General features: G+C 69.8%; 16 protein-coding genes. 9 read left to right on the top strand and 7 right to left on the bottom strand.

Annotation, left to right across the window (positions count from 1 at the left end; genetic code table 11):
- Nucleotides 1–39: 39 nt before the first annotated feature.
- Both MYF83_RS00790 and MYF83_RS00785 read left to right on the top strand, forming a co-directional pair.
- Nucleotides 40–441, top strand: coding sequence for an antibiotic biosynthesis monooxygenase family protein (locus tag MYF83_RS00790; RefSeq protein WP_248958160.1), 402 nt, complete (start codon nt 40–42; stop codon nt 439–441).
- A gap of 358 nt (nt 442–799) precedes the next feature.
- Complete coding sequence (locus MYF83_RS00785) at nt 800–2503, top strand: heparinase II/III domain-containing protein (RefSeq protein ID WP_248958159.1); 1704 nt, start codon at nt 800–802, stop codon at nt 2501–2503.
- Between the two features lie 110 nt (nt 2504–2613).
- Here MYF83_RS00785 and MYF83_RS00780 read toward each other — a convergent pair whose 3' ends face one another.
- Both MYF83_RS00780 and MYF83_RS00775 read right to left on the bottom strand, forming a co-directional pair.
- Nucleotides 2614–3915, bottom strand: coding sequence for a sensor histidine kinase (locus MYF83_RS00780; protein ID WP_248958158.1), 1302 nt, complete (start codon nt 3913–3915; stop codon nt 2614–2616).
- A gap of 115 nt (nt 3916–4030) precedes the next feature.
- A complete protein-coding gene (locus MYF83_RS00775) occupies nt 4031–4684 on the bottom strand; it encodes a response regulator transcription factor (RefSeq protein ID WP_248958157.1) in 654 nt (217 codons plus the stop codon).
- Nucleotides 4685–4899: 215 nt separating this feature from the next.
- On the opposite strand from MYF83_RS00775, the gene MYF83_RS00770 reads away from it, so the two are divergent.
- From MYF83_RS00770 to MYF83_RS00755, 4 genes are read left to right on the top strand one after another with little or no spacing between them, the layout of a single operon-like run.
- On the top strand, nt 4900–5520 hold the full coding sequence (locus tag MYF83_RS00770) for a hypothetical protein (RefSeq protein ID WP_248958156.1): 621 nt from the start codon (nt 4900–4902) through the stop codon (nt 5518–5520).
- Nucleotides 5517–6662: a peptidoglycan-binding protein gene (locus tag MYF83_RS00765; RefSeq protein ID WP_248958155.1), complete on the top strand. Its 1146-nt coding sequence runs from the start codon at nt 5517–5519 to the stop codon at nt 6660–6662. The genes MYF83_RS00770 and MYF83_RS00765 overlap by 4 nt, the downstream gene beginning before the upstream one ends.
- Nucleotides 6659–7471 carry an ABC transporter ATP-binding protein gene (locus MYF83_RS00760; RefSeq protein ID WP_248958154.1) on the top strand — a complete coding sequence of 271 codons (813 nt, stop codon included), beginning with the start codon at nt 6659–6661 and terminating at the stop codon, nt 7469–7471. The genes MYF83_RS00765 and MYF83_RS00760 overlap by 4 nt, the downstream gene beginning before the upstream one ends.
- The gene (locus MYF83_RS00755) at nt 7468–8664 is read left to right on the top strand and encodes an ABC transporter permease (RefSeq protein ID WP_248958153.1); all 1197 of its coding nucleotides are present in this window, start codon (nt 7468–7470) and stop codon (nt 8662–8664) included. The genes MYF83_RS00760 and MYF83_RS00755 overlap by 4 nt, the downstream gene beginning before the upstream one ends.
- A 331-nt stretch (nt 8665–8995) precedes the next feature.
- Here the strand turns inward: MYF83_RS00755 and MYF83_RS00750 are convergent, their stop codons facing one another.
- The gene (locus MYF83_RS00750) at nt 8996–9523 is read right to left on the bottom strand and encodes an ATP-binding protein (RefSeq protein WP_248958152.1); all 528 of its coding nucleotides are present in this window, start codon (nt 9521–9523) and stop codon (nt 8996–8998) included.
- 178 nt (nt 9524–9701) lie between these two features.
- On the opposite strand from MYF83_RS00750, the gene MYF83_RS00745 reads away from it, so the two are divergent.
- Complete coding sequence (locus MYF83_RS00745; protein ID WP_248958151.1) at nt 9702–10523, top strand: helix-turn-helix domain-containing protein; 822 nt, start codon at nt 9702–9704, stop codon at nt 10521–10523.
- The gene (locus MYF83_RS00740; protein ID WP_248958150.1) at nt 10516–10719 is read left to right on the top strand and encodes a DUF397 domain-containing protein; all 204 of its coding nucleotides are present in this window, start codon (nt 10516–10518) and stop codon (nt 10717–10719) included. The genes MYF83_RS00745 and MYF83_RS00740 overlap by 8 nt, the downstream gene beginning before the upstream one ends.
- Before the next feature lie 303 nt (nt 10720–11022).
- Here the strand turns inward: MYF83_RS00740 and cimA are convergent, their stop codons facing one another.
- Complete coding sequence (gene cimA, locus MYF83_RS00735; RefSeq protein WP_248958149.1) at nt 11023–12597, bottom strand: citramalate synthase; 1575 nt, start codon at nt 12595–12597, stop codon at nt 11023–11025.
- A 321-nt stretch (nt 12598–12918) separates the two neighbouring features.
- Between cimA and MYF83_RS00730 the strand changes: the two genes are divergently transcribed.
- Nucleotides 12919–13569: an O-methyltransferase gene (locus MYF83_RS00730; protein WP_248958148.1), complete on the top strand. Its 651-nt coding sequence runs from the start codon at nt 12919–12921 to the stop codon at nt 13567–13569.
- Between the two features lie 55 nt (nt 13570–13624).
- Here the strand turns inward: MYF83_RS00730 and MYF83_RS00725 are convergent, their stop codons facing one another.
- The 3 genes from MYF83_RS00725 to MYF83_RS00715 all read right to left on the bottom strand — a co-directional run bounded on the left by MYF83_RS00725 (nt 13625) and on the right by MYF83_RS00715 (nt 17257).
- Entirely contained in the window at nt 13625–14722 is a 1098-nt protein-coding gene (locus MYF83_RS00725) for a branched-chain amino acid aminotransferase (protein WP_248958147.1), read from the bottom strand.
- Nucleotides 14723–14953: 231 nt separating this feature from the next.
- Nucleotides 14954–16018 carry a 3-isopropylmalate dehydrogenase gene (locus tag MYF83_RS00720; protein WP_248958146.1) on the bottom strand — a complete coding sequence of 355 codons (1065 nt, stop codon included), beginning with the start codon at nt 16016–16018 and terminating at the stop codon, nt 14954–14956.
- Between the two features lie 81 nt (nt 16019–16099).
- Nucleotides 16100–17257 carry an ROK family protein gene (locus MYF83_RS00715; RefSeq protein ID WP_248958145.1) on the bottom strand — a complete coding sequence of 386 codons (1158 nt, stop codon included), beginning with the start codon at nt 17255–17257 and terminating at the stop codon, nt 16100–16102.
- Between the last annotated feature and the right edge of the window lie 122 nt (nt 17258–17379).

Genomic DNA, 17379 nt, shown 5'->3' with positions numbered 1-17379 from the left:
GGCCGAATGACCGTACGGATTCGCCGAACAGGAGTGGACATGTCAGTTGTGAAGATCAACGCGCTCGCCGTACCCGCCGAGATGCGCGAGGAGCTGGAACGCCGGTTCGCGGGCCGCGCCGGCATGGTGGAGTCCTCCGACGGCTTCGAGTGGTTCGAGCTTCTCCGGCCGATGGAGGGCACCGACCGCTACCTGGTGTACACCCGCTGGCGCAGCGAGGAGGACTTCCAGCGCTGGCAGGAGAGCCAGGCCTTCCAGGCGGGCCACGCGCGGGCCGCCGGCGACGCCGCCGCCCAGGGCGCCGCCGAAGGCCACGGTCACGGCCAGGCGGCCGGTCCCGGGCATGGTCAGGGGCACGGTCACGGGCAGGGACCGGCCGCGACCGGCTCGGAGCTGTGGTCCTTCGAGGTCGTGCAGAGCGCCGGCCGCAAGCAGGCCTGAAGCCCCGGTCGCGCCGGGCGGGGCGGCGCCGCCTCCCGGGAAGCCGCCCCGAGAACCCTGAGCCGGAGCGCGCTCAGGCGTCCGTGGCGCGGATGAGGCGGGCGGCCCAGTCACGGAGGTGGGCCGTACAGCGTCGAGGGCTCGTGTTCGCCATGTCCTCAGCGTGCTCGTCATTCAGGTCGGAAACCGGCCGCTATCGGCCCTGGAGGCACCTTTTCATGAACCGCACCTGGGAGAACCCTGGGCCCCGCGCATCTGCTTGTTAACGATGTGACCGAAGAGACTCCTGCGGCTTGACCGATTCGATGTGATTCCGACAGCATGATCCGCCCCCATCTTTGGTACGGAAGGAACTGGCGTGCGCCGCCGGACACGAGCCCTCGGTCTTCTCATCACCCTCCTCCTGACCGGGGGCGGGATCCTCCAGGCCGCGCCGGCGAGCGCCGGCGGCCTCGAAGCCCCGGCCGCCGCCAAGCGCACGGCCGAGTGCCAGGGCGACTGGCTGCCCGCCACGCCCACCTCGGCACAGGTCATGTCGGGCGAGGTGCAGTTCCTCGACCTCCCGCCCGTCAAGATCGGCAAGACGATCAACTGGCGCTGGAGCCCGTACAAGAACCGCTCCTGGGACATGGTCTTCTCCTCCCTGCGCTGGGTCGGCCGGCTGGTCGCCGACTACGAGACCTCCGGGGACGAGAAGCTGCTCGGCCGCGCCACCGAACTCGTCAAGAGCTGGGTGGAGAGCAACCCCCGGGGCGGCTCGGGCGCCAGCTCGTACGCCTGGGACGAGCACCCGATCGCGCTGCGCGCCCCCGTGCTGGTCTGCCTCAGCCGGCACGTCAAGGCGTCCTGGCTCACCTCCAGCCTGGTGGACCACGCCAAGATGCTGTCGAACCCGGCCCTGTACGAGAAGGGCCACAACCACGGCATGGACCAGGACATCGCGCTGCTCCGCATCGGCTGCCGCACCGGCCACAAGGAGTGGACCGACCTCGCCATCCGCCGCATGACCGGATCGGTGAAGCTCGACATCGACTCCCAGGGCGCGCTCCAGGAGCAGGCCCCGCGCTACGGCATCTACGTGCACGAGCGGCTTAAGGTCGGCATGGAGGCCATCTCCGACTGCGGCCGCAAGGTGCCTTCCGAGATCGAGAAGCGCTGGGAGTCACTGGAGGGGTACATCACCCACGCCACCGAGCCCAGCGGCTTCATGGTGCCGATCGGTGACGGCGGCGCCGACGTCAAGCCGTTCGGGTACAAGCACTCGAAGAAGACCGTGCAGGTGTTCAAGGCCGGGTACGTCTTCGGCCGCACCGCGTGGGACAAGCCCGAGTCGGCGTACTATTCGATCAGGTTCGGCCCCGCCCTGAAGTTCCACGGGCACGAGGACCACATGGGCGTGACGTACTACGCGCAGGGGCACGACGTGCTGGTGGAGGCCGGGTTCCACTCCTATGAGCGGACCGCCTACCGCTACTGGACGATGTCCCCCGAGGCGCACAACGTGCCTGCCGTCGTGGGCAGACCGTTCCGGGGGCGTACGGCGACATCGCTCGTCCACTCCTCGATCAAGGACGACCGGCAGGCGTACAAGCTCACCGACAAGGCCTACGGCGTGAGCCGGAACCGCGCGGTGCTGGTCAACCACGGCGACGACCTGATGGCCGTGCTCGACACCGTGCCCTCCGGCGCGAAGGCCCGCAGCTACTGGCACCTGGACGCGGCGCTGACCCCGGTGTCCACCAGCGGCGGGCGCGTCGTGGTGAAGGACAAGTCGGGCTGGAAGGCCACGCTCGTCCAGCTCGCCATGCCATCGTGCAAGCCGATCTCGGGCCAGTCGGTGGTGCGCGGCGCGACCAACCCCTACCAGGGCTGGATCTCTCCCTCCTACATGAGCAAGGTGCCCGCCTCGGTGGTCGTCTCCCCCGCCGCCGGATCGCTGCTCACCGTCGTCGTCCCCGGCACCGACAAGCCCGACGTCACCTGCTCCGGCTCCCGCGTCACCGTCGAGACCTCCGAAGGCAAGACCGCCTTCCGCGCGAGCGCCTCGGGAACCCTTTCCTGACCGATCGGGGCCTCGTCCCACGATCGGGACCTCTCACGGATTCCCGCTCTCGTCTATCGCGAGCGGGGCGAGCCGGCCCCGAGGGTGACCGCCCGGCGGGCCGGCGCGGACTACCGCGTCCGTGCGGTGACCTGCTCCAGCCGGGGCGAGGTGAGCGGTGCGTGGGTGCTCATGGCCGGGAAGGTGACCACCACGGTCAGGCCGCCCTCCGGCCTGGCCGTGGTGGTGACGGTCGCGTCGTGGGCGGTCGCGATGGCCCGCACGATGGACAGCCCGAGCCCGAGGCCCTCGCCGCGCCCCGTGCGGGCCGTGCCGAGTCGCTGGAACGGCTCGAAGATCTGCTCGACGGCTTCCGGCGGCACGACGGGACCGGTGTTGGCGACGGTGAGGACGGCGTGACCGTCCACGGCCCGGGTGGTGACCTCCACCCGGCCGCCGGGCGTGTTGTGCCGCAGCGCGTTGTCCACGAGGTTGACGACGAGACGTTCGGCGAGGGGCCGGTGACCGGCCGCCGTGGCCGCGGAGATCGACGGCCGGATCGTCACGTCCCGGAAACCGGCCTCCGATCTCCGCGCGTCGACGACCTCGCGGGTGAGCCGGGCGAGGTCGAAGGGGTGGCGGGCGTCGATGCCCGCCTGGCCGCGGGTCAGGGTGAGGAGCGCCTCAATGAGCCGTTCCTGCTGGGCGCCCGCAGCGATGATCCGTTCGTGGGCCTCCCGCAGGGACGCAGCCGTCGCGTCGGGGTCGGACAGGGCGACCTGGCCGAGCGCCCGCTGGCGGGCCAGGGGCGTGCGCAGTTCGTGTGAGGCGTTGGCGACGAACTGGCGCTGGGCCTGAAAGGAGGCCTCGAGCCTGCTCAGCAGGCCGTCGAAGGTGTCGCCCAGCTCCTTGAGCTCGTCGCCGGGGCCGTCGAGGGCCAGGCGCTGGTGCAGGCTGGTCGCCGAGATGTCCCGCGCGGCGGCCGTGATCGTCCGTAGCGGGCGCAGGATGCGGCCCGCGACGATCCAGCCCAGCACGAGCGCGATCAGCGACATGAGTGCGAGCGCGATCCCGGACTGGATGAGGAGCTGCTGGAGGACGGCGGACTGCTGGCGTTCCAGAGCCGCCGCCGCCTTGGCCGACAGAATGTTGAAGGCGGACTGCCCGCCGAGCAGGTCAGGCGGCGCCAGGAAGGGACCCTCAGGGTTCGGGGACGGCGTGCGGCCGGCCTCGGTACCAGGGGCGAGTATGAAGCCGGCGGCCTTGATGGGACCGCTGACGGCGTGGCGCATCAGGACGTAGGTGACCGCCAGCAGGGCGGCCCCGGAGACCAGGAACAGCCCTCCGTACAGCAGGGTCATCCGCAGCCGGACGGTGCGACGCGGCAGGTGCGGACGGGCGATGCGGCCGGCGAGCCAGGTGATGACAGACATGGGCGTCCTCAGATACGGCCGGCGAACCGGGCGCTTACCCGACATGGGCTTCTCGGCTCCTGTTCGTGGCGGGTGACGGCGGGCACGGCTGACGGCTGACGGCGGGCATGGGGCCTCAGATCCGATAGCCGCTCTTGGCCACGGTCTCGATGATCGGCGGATCGCCGAGCTTGGCCCGCAGCCGGCTGATCGTGATCTTCACGGCGTTGGTGAAGGGGTCGGCGGCCTCGTCCCAGACCCGTTCGAGCAGTTCCTCGGCCGAGACGGCCCGGCCCTTGGAGGCCAGGAGCAGCTCCAGGACGCCGAACTCCTTGGGCGCGAGCTCCAGCCGCCGGTCTCCCCGGCCGGCCTTGCGCCGCGCGGTGTCGACCACGAGGTCACCGTGGCGGAGCACCGGCGGCACGATCGGGTGGGCGCGGCGCGCCAGCGCGGTGATCCGCGCGACCAGGGCGGGGAAGTCGAACGGCTTGGGGAGGTAGTCGTCGGCTCCCAGGCTGAGGCCGTCGACCAGATCATCCGTCGTCGCCGCGGCGGTCAGCATCAGCACCCGGCTCCGGCATCCGGCCGTGATCAGCTCGGCGCACACGGTGTCGCCGTGCATCCCGGGCAGGTCCCGGTCGAGCACGATCACGTCGTAGTCGTTGTGCAGTGCGCGTTCCAGCCCGCCCGGGCCGTCGAACGCCACGTCGACGGCCATTTGCGCCCGGCGCAGGCCGACGGCCACCGTCTGGGCCATCTCCTCGTCGTCCTCCACCACGAGCACTCGCATCCGCCGCCCCCCTCCTCCTCGATCCGCACATCCGACGACACCACCCTGACGACCTCTCCCAGCATCTTCCACCCGTGGTTTCCGCGACGTTTCACCCGGCGGGCCGCATGTCGGGGCTCAGCCGACGAGGCCCGCGGTGCGGCGAAACCTTGTCGAAACCGCTGCCCCCGTAGAAATGGCGCCTGCCGGAAGTCCAGCGAGTGATGGAGAGCGATATGCGAAGCACCACAGGTCGTGGCCCCGATCGGGATACGCACGGGAAGGGGCGGGCGCGCCGGGCCGGTGCGACGGCCGTCCTGCTGACGACCGTCGCCCTGGTCGCCGGGGCGTGCGCGAGGAGCGAACAGCCGGGCAGGACCGTGGCGTCCGTGGCGGCCGGGGCCGATTCGACGTCCGCCGCCACACCGGCCGCCACGGGGAAGGGCGACCCGGTGGTCTTCGCAAAGTGCATGCGTGAGAACGGCGTGCCGGGCTTCCCGGATCCCAAGCCCGGAGTGGGCATTCCCGCCGCGCTCGGCAACTCCCCGCAGTTCAAGACGGCGGAGAAACAGTGCAAGAAATACATGCCGACCCCCGATGAGGGCGTCCATGGGACGGGTCCGCAGGAATCATGGTCCTCCGCCGACAAGCTCAAGTACGCCAAGTGCATGCGTGAGAACGGCGTGCCGAAGTTCCCCGACCCCGGCCCCGACGGCGGCTTCGCGATCCTTGAGGGCAGCGGCGCCGACCCCACCTCGCCACAGTTCAAGAAGGCGGAGGCCACCTGCGCGAAGTACCAGCCGCAGAACCTCAGGAACATGACCCCCAACAGGCAGGTGCCCGGAGGCGGGTCATGAGTACCACGCGTACGCCGGTCGAAGACACGGATGTCGGGCCGCCGAGCGGGAAGGGCCGGAACCCGCGCCGTGGGAGGGCCGGACGGGTGTCGGCGGTCGTCGTGGCGGTCGTGGTCGCGGCGGGCGTGGGAGTCGTCGTCACCGATCCGTTCGGTTCCCGCGCCATGCCCGCGCCGGTCGCCGGCACGCCCTCGACGGGGCTGGCGCAGGTGACCAAGGGAACCCTGTCCGCCCGGACCCTGGAGAACGGGAAGCTGGGCTACGCGGGTGACCATCAGGTGGTCAACAAGGCCGATGGCACGGTCACGAGGCTGCCCGCGGTGGGCCAGGTGGCCGGTCAGGGCAAGGCGCTGTACCGGGTCGACGGTAAGCCGGTGATCCTGCTGTACGGCGCGGTGCCGGTCTACCGGGACCTGTCGTGGGGGATGGAGGGCGCCGATGTCCGGCAGCTGAACGCCGCGCTGGTCGCCCTGGGGTATGCCGCCAAGGACGACCTGGACCCCGATTCGGCCTATTTCGGCCGGCAGACCTACTACGCCCTCGAGAAGCTGCAGGACGAGGTGGGCCTGGAAGAGACCGGGGAGCTGACGCTCGGCCAGGCGGTGTTCGTACCGGCCAGGACGATCAGGATCACCAAGGTCACCGCGGTGCGCGGCGCCTCGGTGGCGCCGGGAATGGTGGTTGTGCACGCCTCCTCGACCCGGCGGCAGGTCACCGTCGCGCTGAGCGCGAACCAGCAGTCCCAGGTCGCGGCCGGTGACAAGGTGACCATCTCGCTGCCCAACGGCAGGACCACGCCGGGCGTGGTCTCCTCGGTGGGCAAGGTCGCGACCAAGGTGGACAACAGCACGACCATCGACGTCCAGATCACCCCGTCCAAGCCGAAAGAGACAGGGAAGCTCGATCAGGCGCCGGTCCAGGTGTCCATCGTGTCGGAGACCGTGAAGAACGTCCTGTCGGCACCGGTGAACGCGCTGCTGGCGCTGGCCGGCGGCGGATACGCGGTCGAGGTCGTCGAGGCCGGCGGCGCCCATCGCCTGATCCCGGTGCGGCTCGGGCTGTTCGACGACAGCGCGGGCAAGGTCGAGATCGCCGGTGACGGCCTGGCGGCCGGCCAGAACATCGTGGTGCCGGCCACATGACCGGCGCGCGGGTGGAGATGAGGGCGGCCGGTGACAGGCACACCGGCGAGCCGGTCCTGCGACTGGACGAGGTGACCAAGATCTACCCCGGAGCGACGCCGGTGGTGGCGCTGGACAAGGCGAGCTTCACCATCCGCCAGGGCGAGCTGGTGGCGATCGTGGGCCCCTCAGGCTCGGGGAAGTCGACGCTGCTGCAGGTGATGGGCACGCTGGACCGTCCCACCTCCGGGACCGTGCGGATCGTTGGCGAAGACGTCGCCACGATGTCGGACCGGGCCCTCGCGGGATTGCGGGCAACCCGCATCGGGTTCGTGTTCCAGCAGTTCTTCCTGGCCGAGCACGCCACCGCTCTGGAGAACGTCGCCGACGGGCTGCTGTACTCGGGCGCCAGGAACGGCGCGCGAGTGGCCGCCGCGGCCACGGCGCTGGGCCGGGTCGGGCTCGGCCACCGGCTCGACCACCGCCCGTCGCAACTATCGGGCGGTGAACGCCAGCGCGTCGCGATCGCCCGCGCCCTGGTCGGCAACCCGGCCATCGTGCTGGCCGACGAGCCCACCGGCAACCTCGACAGCGTCTCGGGCACCGCGATCTTCACCCTGCTCACCGAGCTCAACACCGAGGGCGCCACCATCATCATGATCACCCACGACCGGGAACTGGCCGCCCGGCTGCCGCGCCGCATCGAGGTCCTCGACGGCCGTATCGTCGCCGACGTCACCGTGCCGGAGCGGCCACTGCCCGTCGAGCCGCAACGACCGTCGCCCTTCGAGCCGCAGCGGCCACTGCCCGTCGAAAGGCGGCTGCCATGATCACCACGGCTCCTCGGCGGCTGCATCCGGCCGACCTGGCCCGCACCGCGAGCGTGGGGCTGCGCACCCGGCGGACGCGGGCCGCACTGTCGGCGCTGGGCATCGCCATCGGAGTGGCGGCGATGGTCGCGGTGCTCGGGTTGTCCGCCTCCTCCCAGGCCGGGCTGCTGGCCGAGATCGACAAGCTGGGCACCAACCTGCTGACCGTCACCCCGGGACAGACCATGATGGGCGGGGACGCCACGCTCCCCCTCGACGCTCCCGCGATGATCGCCCGGATCGGACCGGTGGAAACGGTCCAGCACACCGGCAAGACCAAGAGCAACGCCTACCGCAGCCCCTACATCCCGAGCTTCAACACCAACGCCCTGACGGTCAGGGCCGCAAGCCTGGACCTGCCCGCCGCCGTGCGCACGAGTCTCGCCCAGGGCGGCTACCTCAACGCCGCCACCGCCGGCCGACCGGTCGCCGTGCTCGGCTCGGCCGCCGCAAGCCGCCTCGGCATCGCCCGTATCCACCCGGGGATGCGCATCTGGGTCGGCGGCATGTGGTTCTACGTCGCGGGGATCCTCAACCCAGCGACCCTGACCCCCGAGATCGACTCCTCGGTGCTGGTCGGCTACCCGGCCGCGCGCAAGTACCTGCACTTCGACGGCCATCCGTCCATGGTCTACGTACGGGCCCAGACCGATCAGGTCGAGGCCGTCTACAAGGTGCTGGCCGCGACGGCCAACCCGCAGAACGCCGGCGAGGTCAGCGTCAGCCGGCCGTCGGCCGCTCTGGTGGCCCGCGCCGCGGCGCAGTCCGCGCTGAGCGGGCTGTTCCTCGGGCTCGGGGCGGTGGCCTTGCTCGTCGGCGGCATCGGGGTGGCCAACACCATGGTCATCTCGGTCCTCGAACGCCGTTCCGAGATCGGGCTGCGGCGCTCCCTCGGCGCGACCAAGGGCCACATCCGCCTTCAGTTCCTGTCCGAGGCGATCCTGCTCGCCGCGCTCGGCGGTGCCGCCGGAGTCGCGATGGGCGTGATCGCCACAGCGATCTACGCCAATGTCAAGGAATGGGCCACGGTGGTCCCCCCGCTCGCCTGGGGCGGCGGGCTCGGCGCCGCCGTCGCCATCGGCGCCGTCGCCGGCCTGCTCCCCGCACTACGCGCAGCCCGCATGCAACCCACCGAGGCCCTCCGAACCGTCTAATCCGTTGGAGCCCTTTGAGCCGCCCGAAACCCGAACCGCCCAATGGATCACCCCTGCAAGATCGACCGCTCCAATCGGCAGATCGACCACCCGATTCGTGCCGTTCTGACGTTAATTGCCAGCCCGTTTTGAATCCGACAAACCCCTCCCAATCGGGGTATCGCATGATCGAGGGAGTCGCACGCGGCTCCGATGAGCTTGCATTCGTGATCACAATGGGGAAAGGGCCAGACTGTGCCCGGCATCCGGGGAAGGGAATTCCCCATGCCGGGCACCGGCGCGCCCGCGTCAGAACATTCCGGCCCCTCATTCACTCGCACGCCGGGTCGTATCAAGTGGGGCGACAGCGCGGACCGGGGGGAAGTGAATCGTCCGGCTCCGTTGCCGGTGATTCTCCCGCGCCGCCGCCCCCGCTCGGATGGGGATTGTCCGGGGACGAGGAACCGTGCCTCGTCGTGCCGTCACTCCCGCACTTGTATTTCACGTCGAACCAGACGGTTCGCCCGGTGTCGTCCTCGCGAACGCTCCATTGATGAGAGATCAGGTCGACGAGCACCAACCCTCGCCCCCCTTCGGCGAGCAGGTCCCCGCACAGGCGTGGAGAGCACTCACCGCCCTCGTCCACCACGTCGACGTGGACGAAGTCATGGCAGTCCGCGATGGCCAGGGTCACCTTCCCGCCGTTCTTGGAATCCGAATGAAGGACGGCGTTGGTGACGACTTCGGAGACCAGCAGTGTCACGTCGTCAATGGCGGGATGGGCGTCGCCCAGTTTCCGCCTGACATATTCGCGTGCCCGCGAGACCGACTCGGGAGAACCGAGGAGTTCGGTAACGCCCAATAGGCGACCTGCCGCCATGCGCAAACACCTTTTCGTCCGCCGGGAAGGTTCACGCGTCCTGAAGACTTCGCCTTACCAGATTGTCAACGAGCGACTACGATCGGTGGCGAAATCGGCTCACACCCTAGGCACAGTAGGGGTGACTCAGGGGGTGAGGCGCCACTCCCATATCCCCTGTTCAAAATGGGAGGTGCAAATGACCCCGGTTAGCGAAATTGATCCCCATGAGTCACCACGTGCCCTGTTTGTCTTCGAACTGCGGCGTTACCGGACCGCCGCGAACCTCACCCAGAAGCAGCTCGCCGAACGCATCGGGTTCTCGGAGTCCATGGTCGCCATGATCGAGTCGCTCAAGCGCGCCCCGTCACAGCGCTTCGCGGAACTGTGCGACCGAGCCTTCGGCCTGGACGGCACCATGACCAGGCTGCACGTCGCCACCACCTGGCACAGGGCGCCGGAGCACTTCAGGCCATGGCTGGAAGAGGAACAGGACGCCACAGCCCTCAAGGGCTGGGAGCCAATGCTGATCCCTGGTCTCCTCCAGACAGAGGCATACGCACGGGAGCTGTTCGCGGCCGAGCCCGGCATCAGCGGCGATGAGGTGGACGAGCGCATCGCCGGCCGCATGCAAAGACAGTCGGTCCTCGACCGCGACGACCCCCCGTTCGTCGTTGCGCTGATCGACGAAGCCGTGCTTCATAGGCCGATCGGGGATGCGGAAGTTCGCAGAGAGCAGTTGAAACACCTCCTGGAGGTGGCCCAGCGCCCCCAGGTGACGATTCAGGTCGTCCCCCAGACGGCTCAGGCGCTCTGCGGGCTACTCGGCGGCTTCATCGTCGCGGAGCGGAACGGTTCGTCGTATGCCGCATACGTGGAAGGGCAGCCCAACGGCCGCATCGTGGAGGATCGCCCGACGATCGTCAGGCTGCTCCGTAGGTATGACGCGCTCAGTTCGGAGGCCGTACCGTACAAACAGTCGCTCAAGCTCATACATGAGGTGGTGGATCACGATGGATGATCTTCGGGATGCTCTGTGGCGTAAGAGCAGCTACAGCGGTGGCGACGGCGGGAACTGTGTTGAGGTGGCGTCGAATCTGCCGGGCATCGTCGCCGTGCGCGACAGCAAGAACCTGGCCGGTCCGGCGCTCGTCTTCACGCCTGGCGAGTGGTCGGCGTTCCTGAGCGAGGTCAAGGACGGCGCCCTCGGCGTGTGAGTGCAGGCGGCAACGCCTACGACCGCTGTCCGGCCAGACGCCGAGCCGGAAATGAGAGCCCTCGCTGCGGCGAGGGCTCTTCTGCTGAACGACCGGCTCCCTGGGCAAGGACCGGTTGCCGACCGTGAACGGCGCCGATCCCACCGCCCCACGACCCGCCATACCGGCGCCGATCAAGGCAAGACCATCCAGGCGGGGAGGATGGACCAGGTCGGACGGGATGGCCGGGGCCGCGTCCGACGGCGTCGGGACGGTCAGGCCTGGTGGCCGGCGCCGGGGCCGGGGCCGACGGCGTCGGGCCGGTCAGGCCTGGTGGCCGGCGCGGAGGAGGCCGAAAGTGACGGCCTGTTCGAGGGCCTGCCAGGAGGCTTCGATGATGTTCTCGCCGACGCCGACCGTGGCCCACTCGCCGCTGGCGTCGCTGGAGGTGATCAGGACGCGGGTGATGGCGTCGGTGCCGTGGGTGCCCTCCAGGATGCGGACCTTGAAGTCGATCAGCTCGACCTCGGCGAGTTCCGGGTAGAGCTTCTCCAGCGCCAGGCGCACGGCCCGGTCGAGGGCGTTGACGGGGCCGTTGCCCTCGCCGGTGGCGACGATGCGCTCGTCCTTGGCGTGCAGCTTGACCGTCGCCTCGCTTACCACGTCCCCGCCGGGCCGGCGCTCGACGATGACCCGCCAGGACTCGACGGTGAAGTGCCTGCGGCGCTCGCCGGTGACGGTGTCGCGGAGCAGCAGCTCGAAGGAGGCGTCGGCGGCCTCGAAGGTGTGTCCCTGGGACTCCAGGTCCTTCACCCGGTCGACCAGCTCGCGCGACTGCGCCGAGGTCAGGTCGTATCCGAGCGCCTTGCCCTTGAGCTCCACCGACGCGCGCCCGGCCATGTCCGAGACGAGCATGCGCATGTCGTTGCCGACCTGGGACGGGTCGATGTGCTGGTAGAGGTTCGGGTCGACCTTGATCGCGCTGGCGTGCAGCCCGGCCTTGTGGGCGAACGCCGAGACGCCGACGTAGGGCTGGTGGGAGTTCGGGGTGACGTTGGTGACCTCGGTGATCGCGTGGGCGATGCGGGTCATATCGGCCAGGGACTCCCGCGGCACGAGGTCGAAGCCCCTCTTGAGCTGGAGGTTGGCGACGACGGTGAACAGGTTGGCGTTGCCGGACCGCTCGCCGTAGCCGTTGGCGCAGCCCTGTACGTGGGTGGCGCCCGCCTTGACGGCCGCCAGGGAGTTGGCGACCGCGCAGCCGGTGTCGTCGTGGCAGTGGATGCCGATGCGCGCGCCGGTCCCCACGGCCTCGTTCACGACGTCGGCCAGCTCGTCGGGGAGCATGCCGCCGTTGGTGTCGCACAGGGCGATCACCGACGCCCCGGCCTCGGCGGCGGTGCGCAGGACCTCCAGCGCGTACGCCGGGTTGGACCTGTATCCGTCGAAGAAGTGCTCGGCGTCGAGGAAGACCCGCTGTCCCTCCGCACGAAGGTGGGAGACCGTGTCGCGGATCATCGCGAGGTTCTCCTGGAGGGTCGTACGAAGGGCCAGCTCCACGTGCCGGTCGTGACTCTTGGCGACAAGCGTCACGACCGGCGCGCCGGATTCGCGCAGAGCGGCCACCAATGGGTCGTCGGCTGCCTTCACTCCGGCCCGGCGGGTCGCGCCGAACGCGGCGAGCTGCGCGTGCTTCAGGTCGAGCTCGGTCTGAGCCCGCCGGAAGAACTCTGTGTCCTTGGGGTTGGCCCCCGGCCAGCCCCCTTCGATGAAGCCGACGCCCAGGTCGTCCAGGTGGCGCGCGACGGCGAGCTTGTCGGCGACGGTGAGGGAGAGCCCCTCCTGTTGCGCGCCGTCGCGCAGCGTCGTGTCGTACACATGGAAGCGGTCGTCGGCCATGGTTTGTCTCCTTCGCGGGGTTCTTCTACGTTCGCCGCGCGCGGTTTCCGCCTGGGGGCCGGAACCTGGCCCAAACAAAAAGACCCCTCACGGACGTGAGAGGTCTGCGCGCTGGCGGTGTCCCTTTTCAGCCAGCGCGCCTGCTGATAATGAGCAGACCGTAGAACATGGTGCAACGTAGTCTGCCACACGCCGCCACCATGTGGCACATTGATCTCAGATTTCGGGACAGCGTGGCAACGAGCCGTCACTGAGATCCTGAGGTGGCCGGTACCGGCCGATCCACGGGTTCGCGGCCCTCATTGGGACGACAATGACGCCATGAAGGCTTTCTCGTTCATCACCGCCGACGTCGCCCGGTACACCGCCGAGCACACGACGGCCCCCGACGACGTCCTCAGGGACCTGGCCGAGGAGACGCTCAAGGCCGCGGGTGACGACGCCGAGATGCAGATATCCCCCGAGCAGGGCACCCTCCTGACGATGATCACGCAGATCAGCGGCGCGCGGAACGCCGTCGAGATCGGCACGTTCACCGGCTACTCGTCGATCTGCATCGCCCGCGGGCTGCCCGCCGGCGGCAGGCTGACCTGCTTCGACGTCAGCGCGGAATGGACGTCGATCGCCCGCAGGTACTGGGAGAGGGCGGGGGTCGCCGGTCTCATCGAGCTGCGGCTCGGCCCGGCGGCGGAGACCCTGCGGGAGTTCCCCGTGCGGCCCGAGGTGGACCTCGCGTTCATCGACGCCGACAAGGCCGGCTATCCGGTCTACTACGAGGCCGTCATGTCGCGGCTCGCCCCCGGCGGCATCATCCTGGTCGACAACACGCTGCGCCACGGCACCGTCGCCGACTACACCGACGGGGAGGCCGCGACGATGCGCGGGTTCAACGACCTGGTCAGGGCGGACGACCGCGTGACCAGCACCCTCCTGCCCATCGCCGACGGCCTGACCCTCATCCGCAAACGTTGACGGCGAGCAGGAGCCCGGCCGGCCAGGCAGGCTCGACCGGGCTCTGAACGCGTGATCAGCAGATCTTGTGGACCCAGTTGTGCGGGTCGGGGCGGGTGCCGTACTGGATGCCCATCAGCTCGTCGCGCAGCCGGAGCGTGAGCTTGCCGGCGGTGCCGTCACCGATCGTCCAGCCGCCCTCCACGCCCTTGACCGAACCCACCGGGGTGATCACCGCGGCCGTGCCGCAGGCGAAGACCTCGGTCAGCTCGCCGGACTCGCAGCCGGCCCGCCACTCGTCGATGGAGATCTTGCCCTCCTCGGCGGTCAGCCCGAGGTCGGCGGCCATGGTGAGCAGGGAGTCGCGGGTGACGCCGGGAAGGAGCGTCCCGGTCAGGTCGGGGGTGAGCAGGCGGTCACCGAACACGAAGAACAGGTTCATCCCGCCCATCTCCTCGACGTAGCGGTGCTCGAAGGCGTCGAGCCAGACGACCTGGTCACAGCCGTTCTCGACAGCCTGTCGCTGCGCCACGAACGCGGCGGCGTAGTTGCCGCCGCACTTGGCGAAGCCGGTGCCGCCGGGCGCCGCGCGGGTGTAGTCCTGGGAGAGCCAGACCGAGACGGGCTTGACGCCCCCCGAGAAGTACGCGGCGGCGGGCGAGGCGATCACCATGTACTTGAAGGTCCTCGAGGGGTAGTTGACGCCCAGCCCCGACTGAGTCGCGATCATGAACGGGCGCAGGTAGAGGCTGTGGCCCTCCGCGGTCGGCACCCACTCGCGGTCGGTCTGGACGAGCAGCTCCAGCGACTCGACGAAGGCCTCCTCGGGCAGCTCGGGCATCGCCATGCGGGCGGCCGACCTGTTGAAGCGCCCCGCGTTGGCGAAGGGCCGGAAGGTGACGATCGAACCGCCCTCCTGCCGGTAGGCCTTGAGCCCCTCGAACAGCTCCTGCGCGTAGTGGAAGACGGCGGTGGCCGGGTCCAGCGTGAGCGGCCCGTACGGCAGGAGGCGGGCGTCGTGCCAGCCGCGTCCCTCGGTGTAGTCGACCGAGATCATGTGATCGGTGAAGGTCTGCCCGAAACCGGGATCCGCCAGTACCCGCTCGCGCTCGGCCGGAGTGCGAGCGGCGTCGGAGAGCTGCACGTCGAAGCTGAGCTGCTGAGCGGTGGTCATGTCGAAGATCCTTCTCTTCTCTGTCGGTCTCGCCTGCATCCATTCTGCGACGGACCAGGTAACGGGAAACTACTGCATCATCTGGACATACGGGAGTCTGGCCGTTCGGCCTCCCCCTTGCCCGACCTCCTATGGCGCCTGACGGGTGCCGGCGGCTCCTGGAACGCGAAAACGCGCACGGCGGCCCGTCACGGGGGCCACCATGCGCGTCGGTCGGCGTCGGGCGGCCCCTCAGCCGGTTACTCGTGCGGTGATGTCGTCGCCGACCTCGCGGGTGGTGCGGGAGATCCAGTCGACCTGCCGCTCGACGAGGTCGGTGGCCACGGCCTGCTCGACCCGGGCGGCCTCCTCGGCGAGGCCGAGGTGGTCGAGGAGCATGGCGACGGACAGGATCGTGGCCGTCGGGTCGGCCTTGCCCCGCCCGGCGATGTCGGGGGCGCTGCCGTGGACGGGCTCGAACATGCTCGGCGCCCAGGAGTCGGACCCTGGACGCGCGGGGTTGACGTTGCCGCTGGCGGCCAGGCCGATGCCGCCGGCGATGGCGGCGCCGAGGTCGGTGAGGATGTCGCCGAACAGGTTGTCGGTGACGACCACGTCGAACCGCTGCGGCTGCGACACGAAGAACATCGAGGCCGCGTCGACATGGCAGTAGTCGGTGGTGACCTCGGGATACTCGGCGGAGACGCGCTCGACGACGCGTGCCCACAGGTCGCCCGCGTAGGTCAGGACGTTGGTCTTGTGGACCAGCGTCAGCTTCCGGCGGGGCCTGGTCATGGCCTTGTCGAACGCGAAGCGCACGACGCGCTCGACGCCGAAGGCGGTGTTGAGGCTCTCCTGGGTGGCGATCTCCTGCGAGGTGCCGCGCCGCAAGGTGCCGCCGGCTCCGGCGTAGGGGCCCTCGGTGCCCTCACGCACGACGATCATGTCGATGTCCTCGGGGCGGGCCTTGGCGAGGGGGGTCTCGACACCGGGGAAGAGCTTGACCGGGCGCAGGTTGACGTAGTGGTCGAACTCGAAGCGGAGCTTGAGCAGCAGGTCGCGCTCGAGGACGCCGGGCGGCACGCTCGGGTCGCCGACCGCGCCCAGCAGGATCGCGTCGTATCCGCGCAGCTCGGCGAGGGTCTCGTCGGGAAGGGTCTCGCCGGTGGCGTGGTAGCGCTTGGCGCCGAGGTCGTAGGTGGTGGTCTCCACCTTGAGCCCGACGGCGTCGAGGACCTTGAGCCCTTCGGCGACCACTTCACTGCCGATGCCGTCTCCCGGGATGACGGCGAGACGAATGTCGTGAGATTCCCGCATGCTCGTACCCTACCGGTCCGTCTCGGTGGTCGAACACGACATCTCACCGATCGGACACGATTCGCACGGAACCCGTGGTCGTCAATCGGGAGGAACCTGGGCGACGGCCCGCTCGAAGACCAGGTCGCGGGCCGTGGTCAGGCCCACGGCCATCGCGCCGAGCAGCACCGCCTCCGTGCCGAGGGTGGACGCTTTGATCATCGGGACGCGCAGCGCCACCAGGTCGCGCAGGCAGTCGGTGACCGGGCCGATCAGCAGGTCGCCTGCCTGGACGCCGATGCCGCCGCCCAGCACGACGAGCTGGGGGTCGAGCACGGCGATGACGCCGGCCAGGGCGTGCGCGATGTGGTCGGCCTCGGTGGCGACGACCCGGCAGGCGACCGGGTCGGCCGCGCGGGCGGCGTCGAAGACGTCCTTCGCGCTGGTCACGCCCTTCATGCCGAGCCGGGTGGCGAGCGCGACCACGCCGTCGGCGGACGCCACGGACTCCAGCATGCCCCGGCCGCGGTTGACCAGCGGATCGCCCTCGCCGACCGGCAGGTAGGAGATCTCTCCGGCGGCGCCCTGCGCGCCGCGGTAGAGCTTGCCGTCGATGACGACGCCCATGCCGATGCCGGTGCCGATCCAGACCAGGGCGAAGTGGTCGACGCCCTGCCCGAGGCCGTAGGCGCCCTCTCCCACGGCGGCGAGGTCGACGTCGTTCTCCACGACGTACGGCGCGTCGGCGGCGACGCCCGCCAGCAGTTCGATCGCTCCCGGCCGATCCCAGCCAGGGAGGTTCGGGGCGAGCTGGAGCGAGCCGGTCTCCTTGTCGTGGATGCCGGGCGTGCCGAAGACCGTCAGCGTGATGTCTCCGAGTGCCGCCCCCGCCTCGTCGACCAGTTCGCGGGTCAGGCCGCCGAGCCAGGCGACGAGCTCGTCCGGGGTCTCGCCGCCCTTGCGGTGCTCGTCCCTGCGGGCGGCGATGTCGCCGACGAGATCGGCGAGGGCCAGCCGGACGAACTCCCTTCCCACGTCGACGGCGAGCACCCAGCCGGCCTGGGGCCGGATCTCGTACAGCAGGGCGGCGCGCCCGGTGCTGCCGGTGCGCAGGCCGACGGGCCGTACCAGGCGGGCGCGTTCGAGATCGGTGAGGGCCATGGAGATCGTCGGCTTGGACAGCCCGGTGGCCTGCGCGAGCTCGGGCCGGGACACCTTCCCCAGCTTGAAGATCTCCGCGAAGACCGCACGCTCATTCATGACGCGCAGCACCGCTGTCGTGCTGGCCGTACCGCCGATGCTCACCACGCCCCCAGACTGGCACACGGTTCGCCGCGGCAAGGCCTCGAAGGAACTTTGTAAGAGACCTTGCCAAATGGGCA

Origin of the sequence: Sphaerisporangium perillae, assembly GCF_023276435.1 — a bacterium.
Taxonomy (GTDB): Bacteria; Actinomycetota; Actinomycetes; order Streptosporangiales; family Streptosporangiaceae; genus Sphaerisporangium; species Sphaerisporangium perillae.
This window is presented reverse-complemented; position numbering and strand designations above follow the sequence as displayed.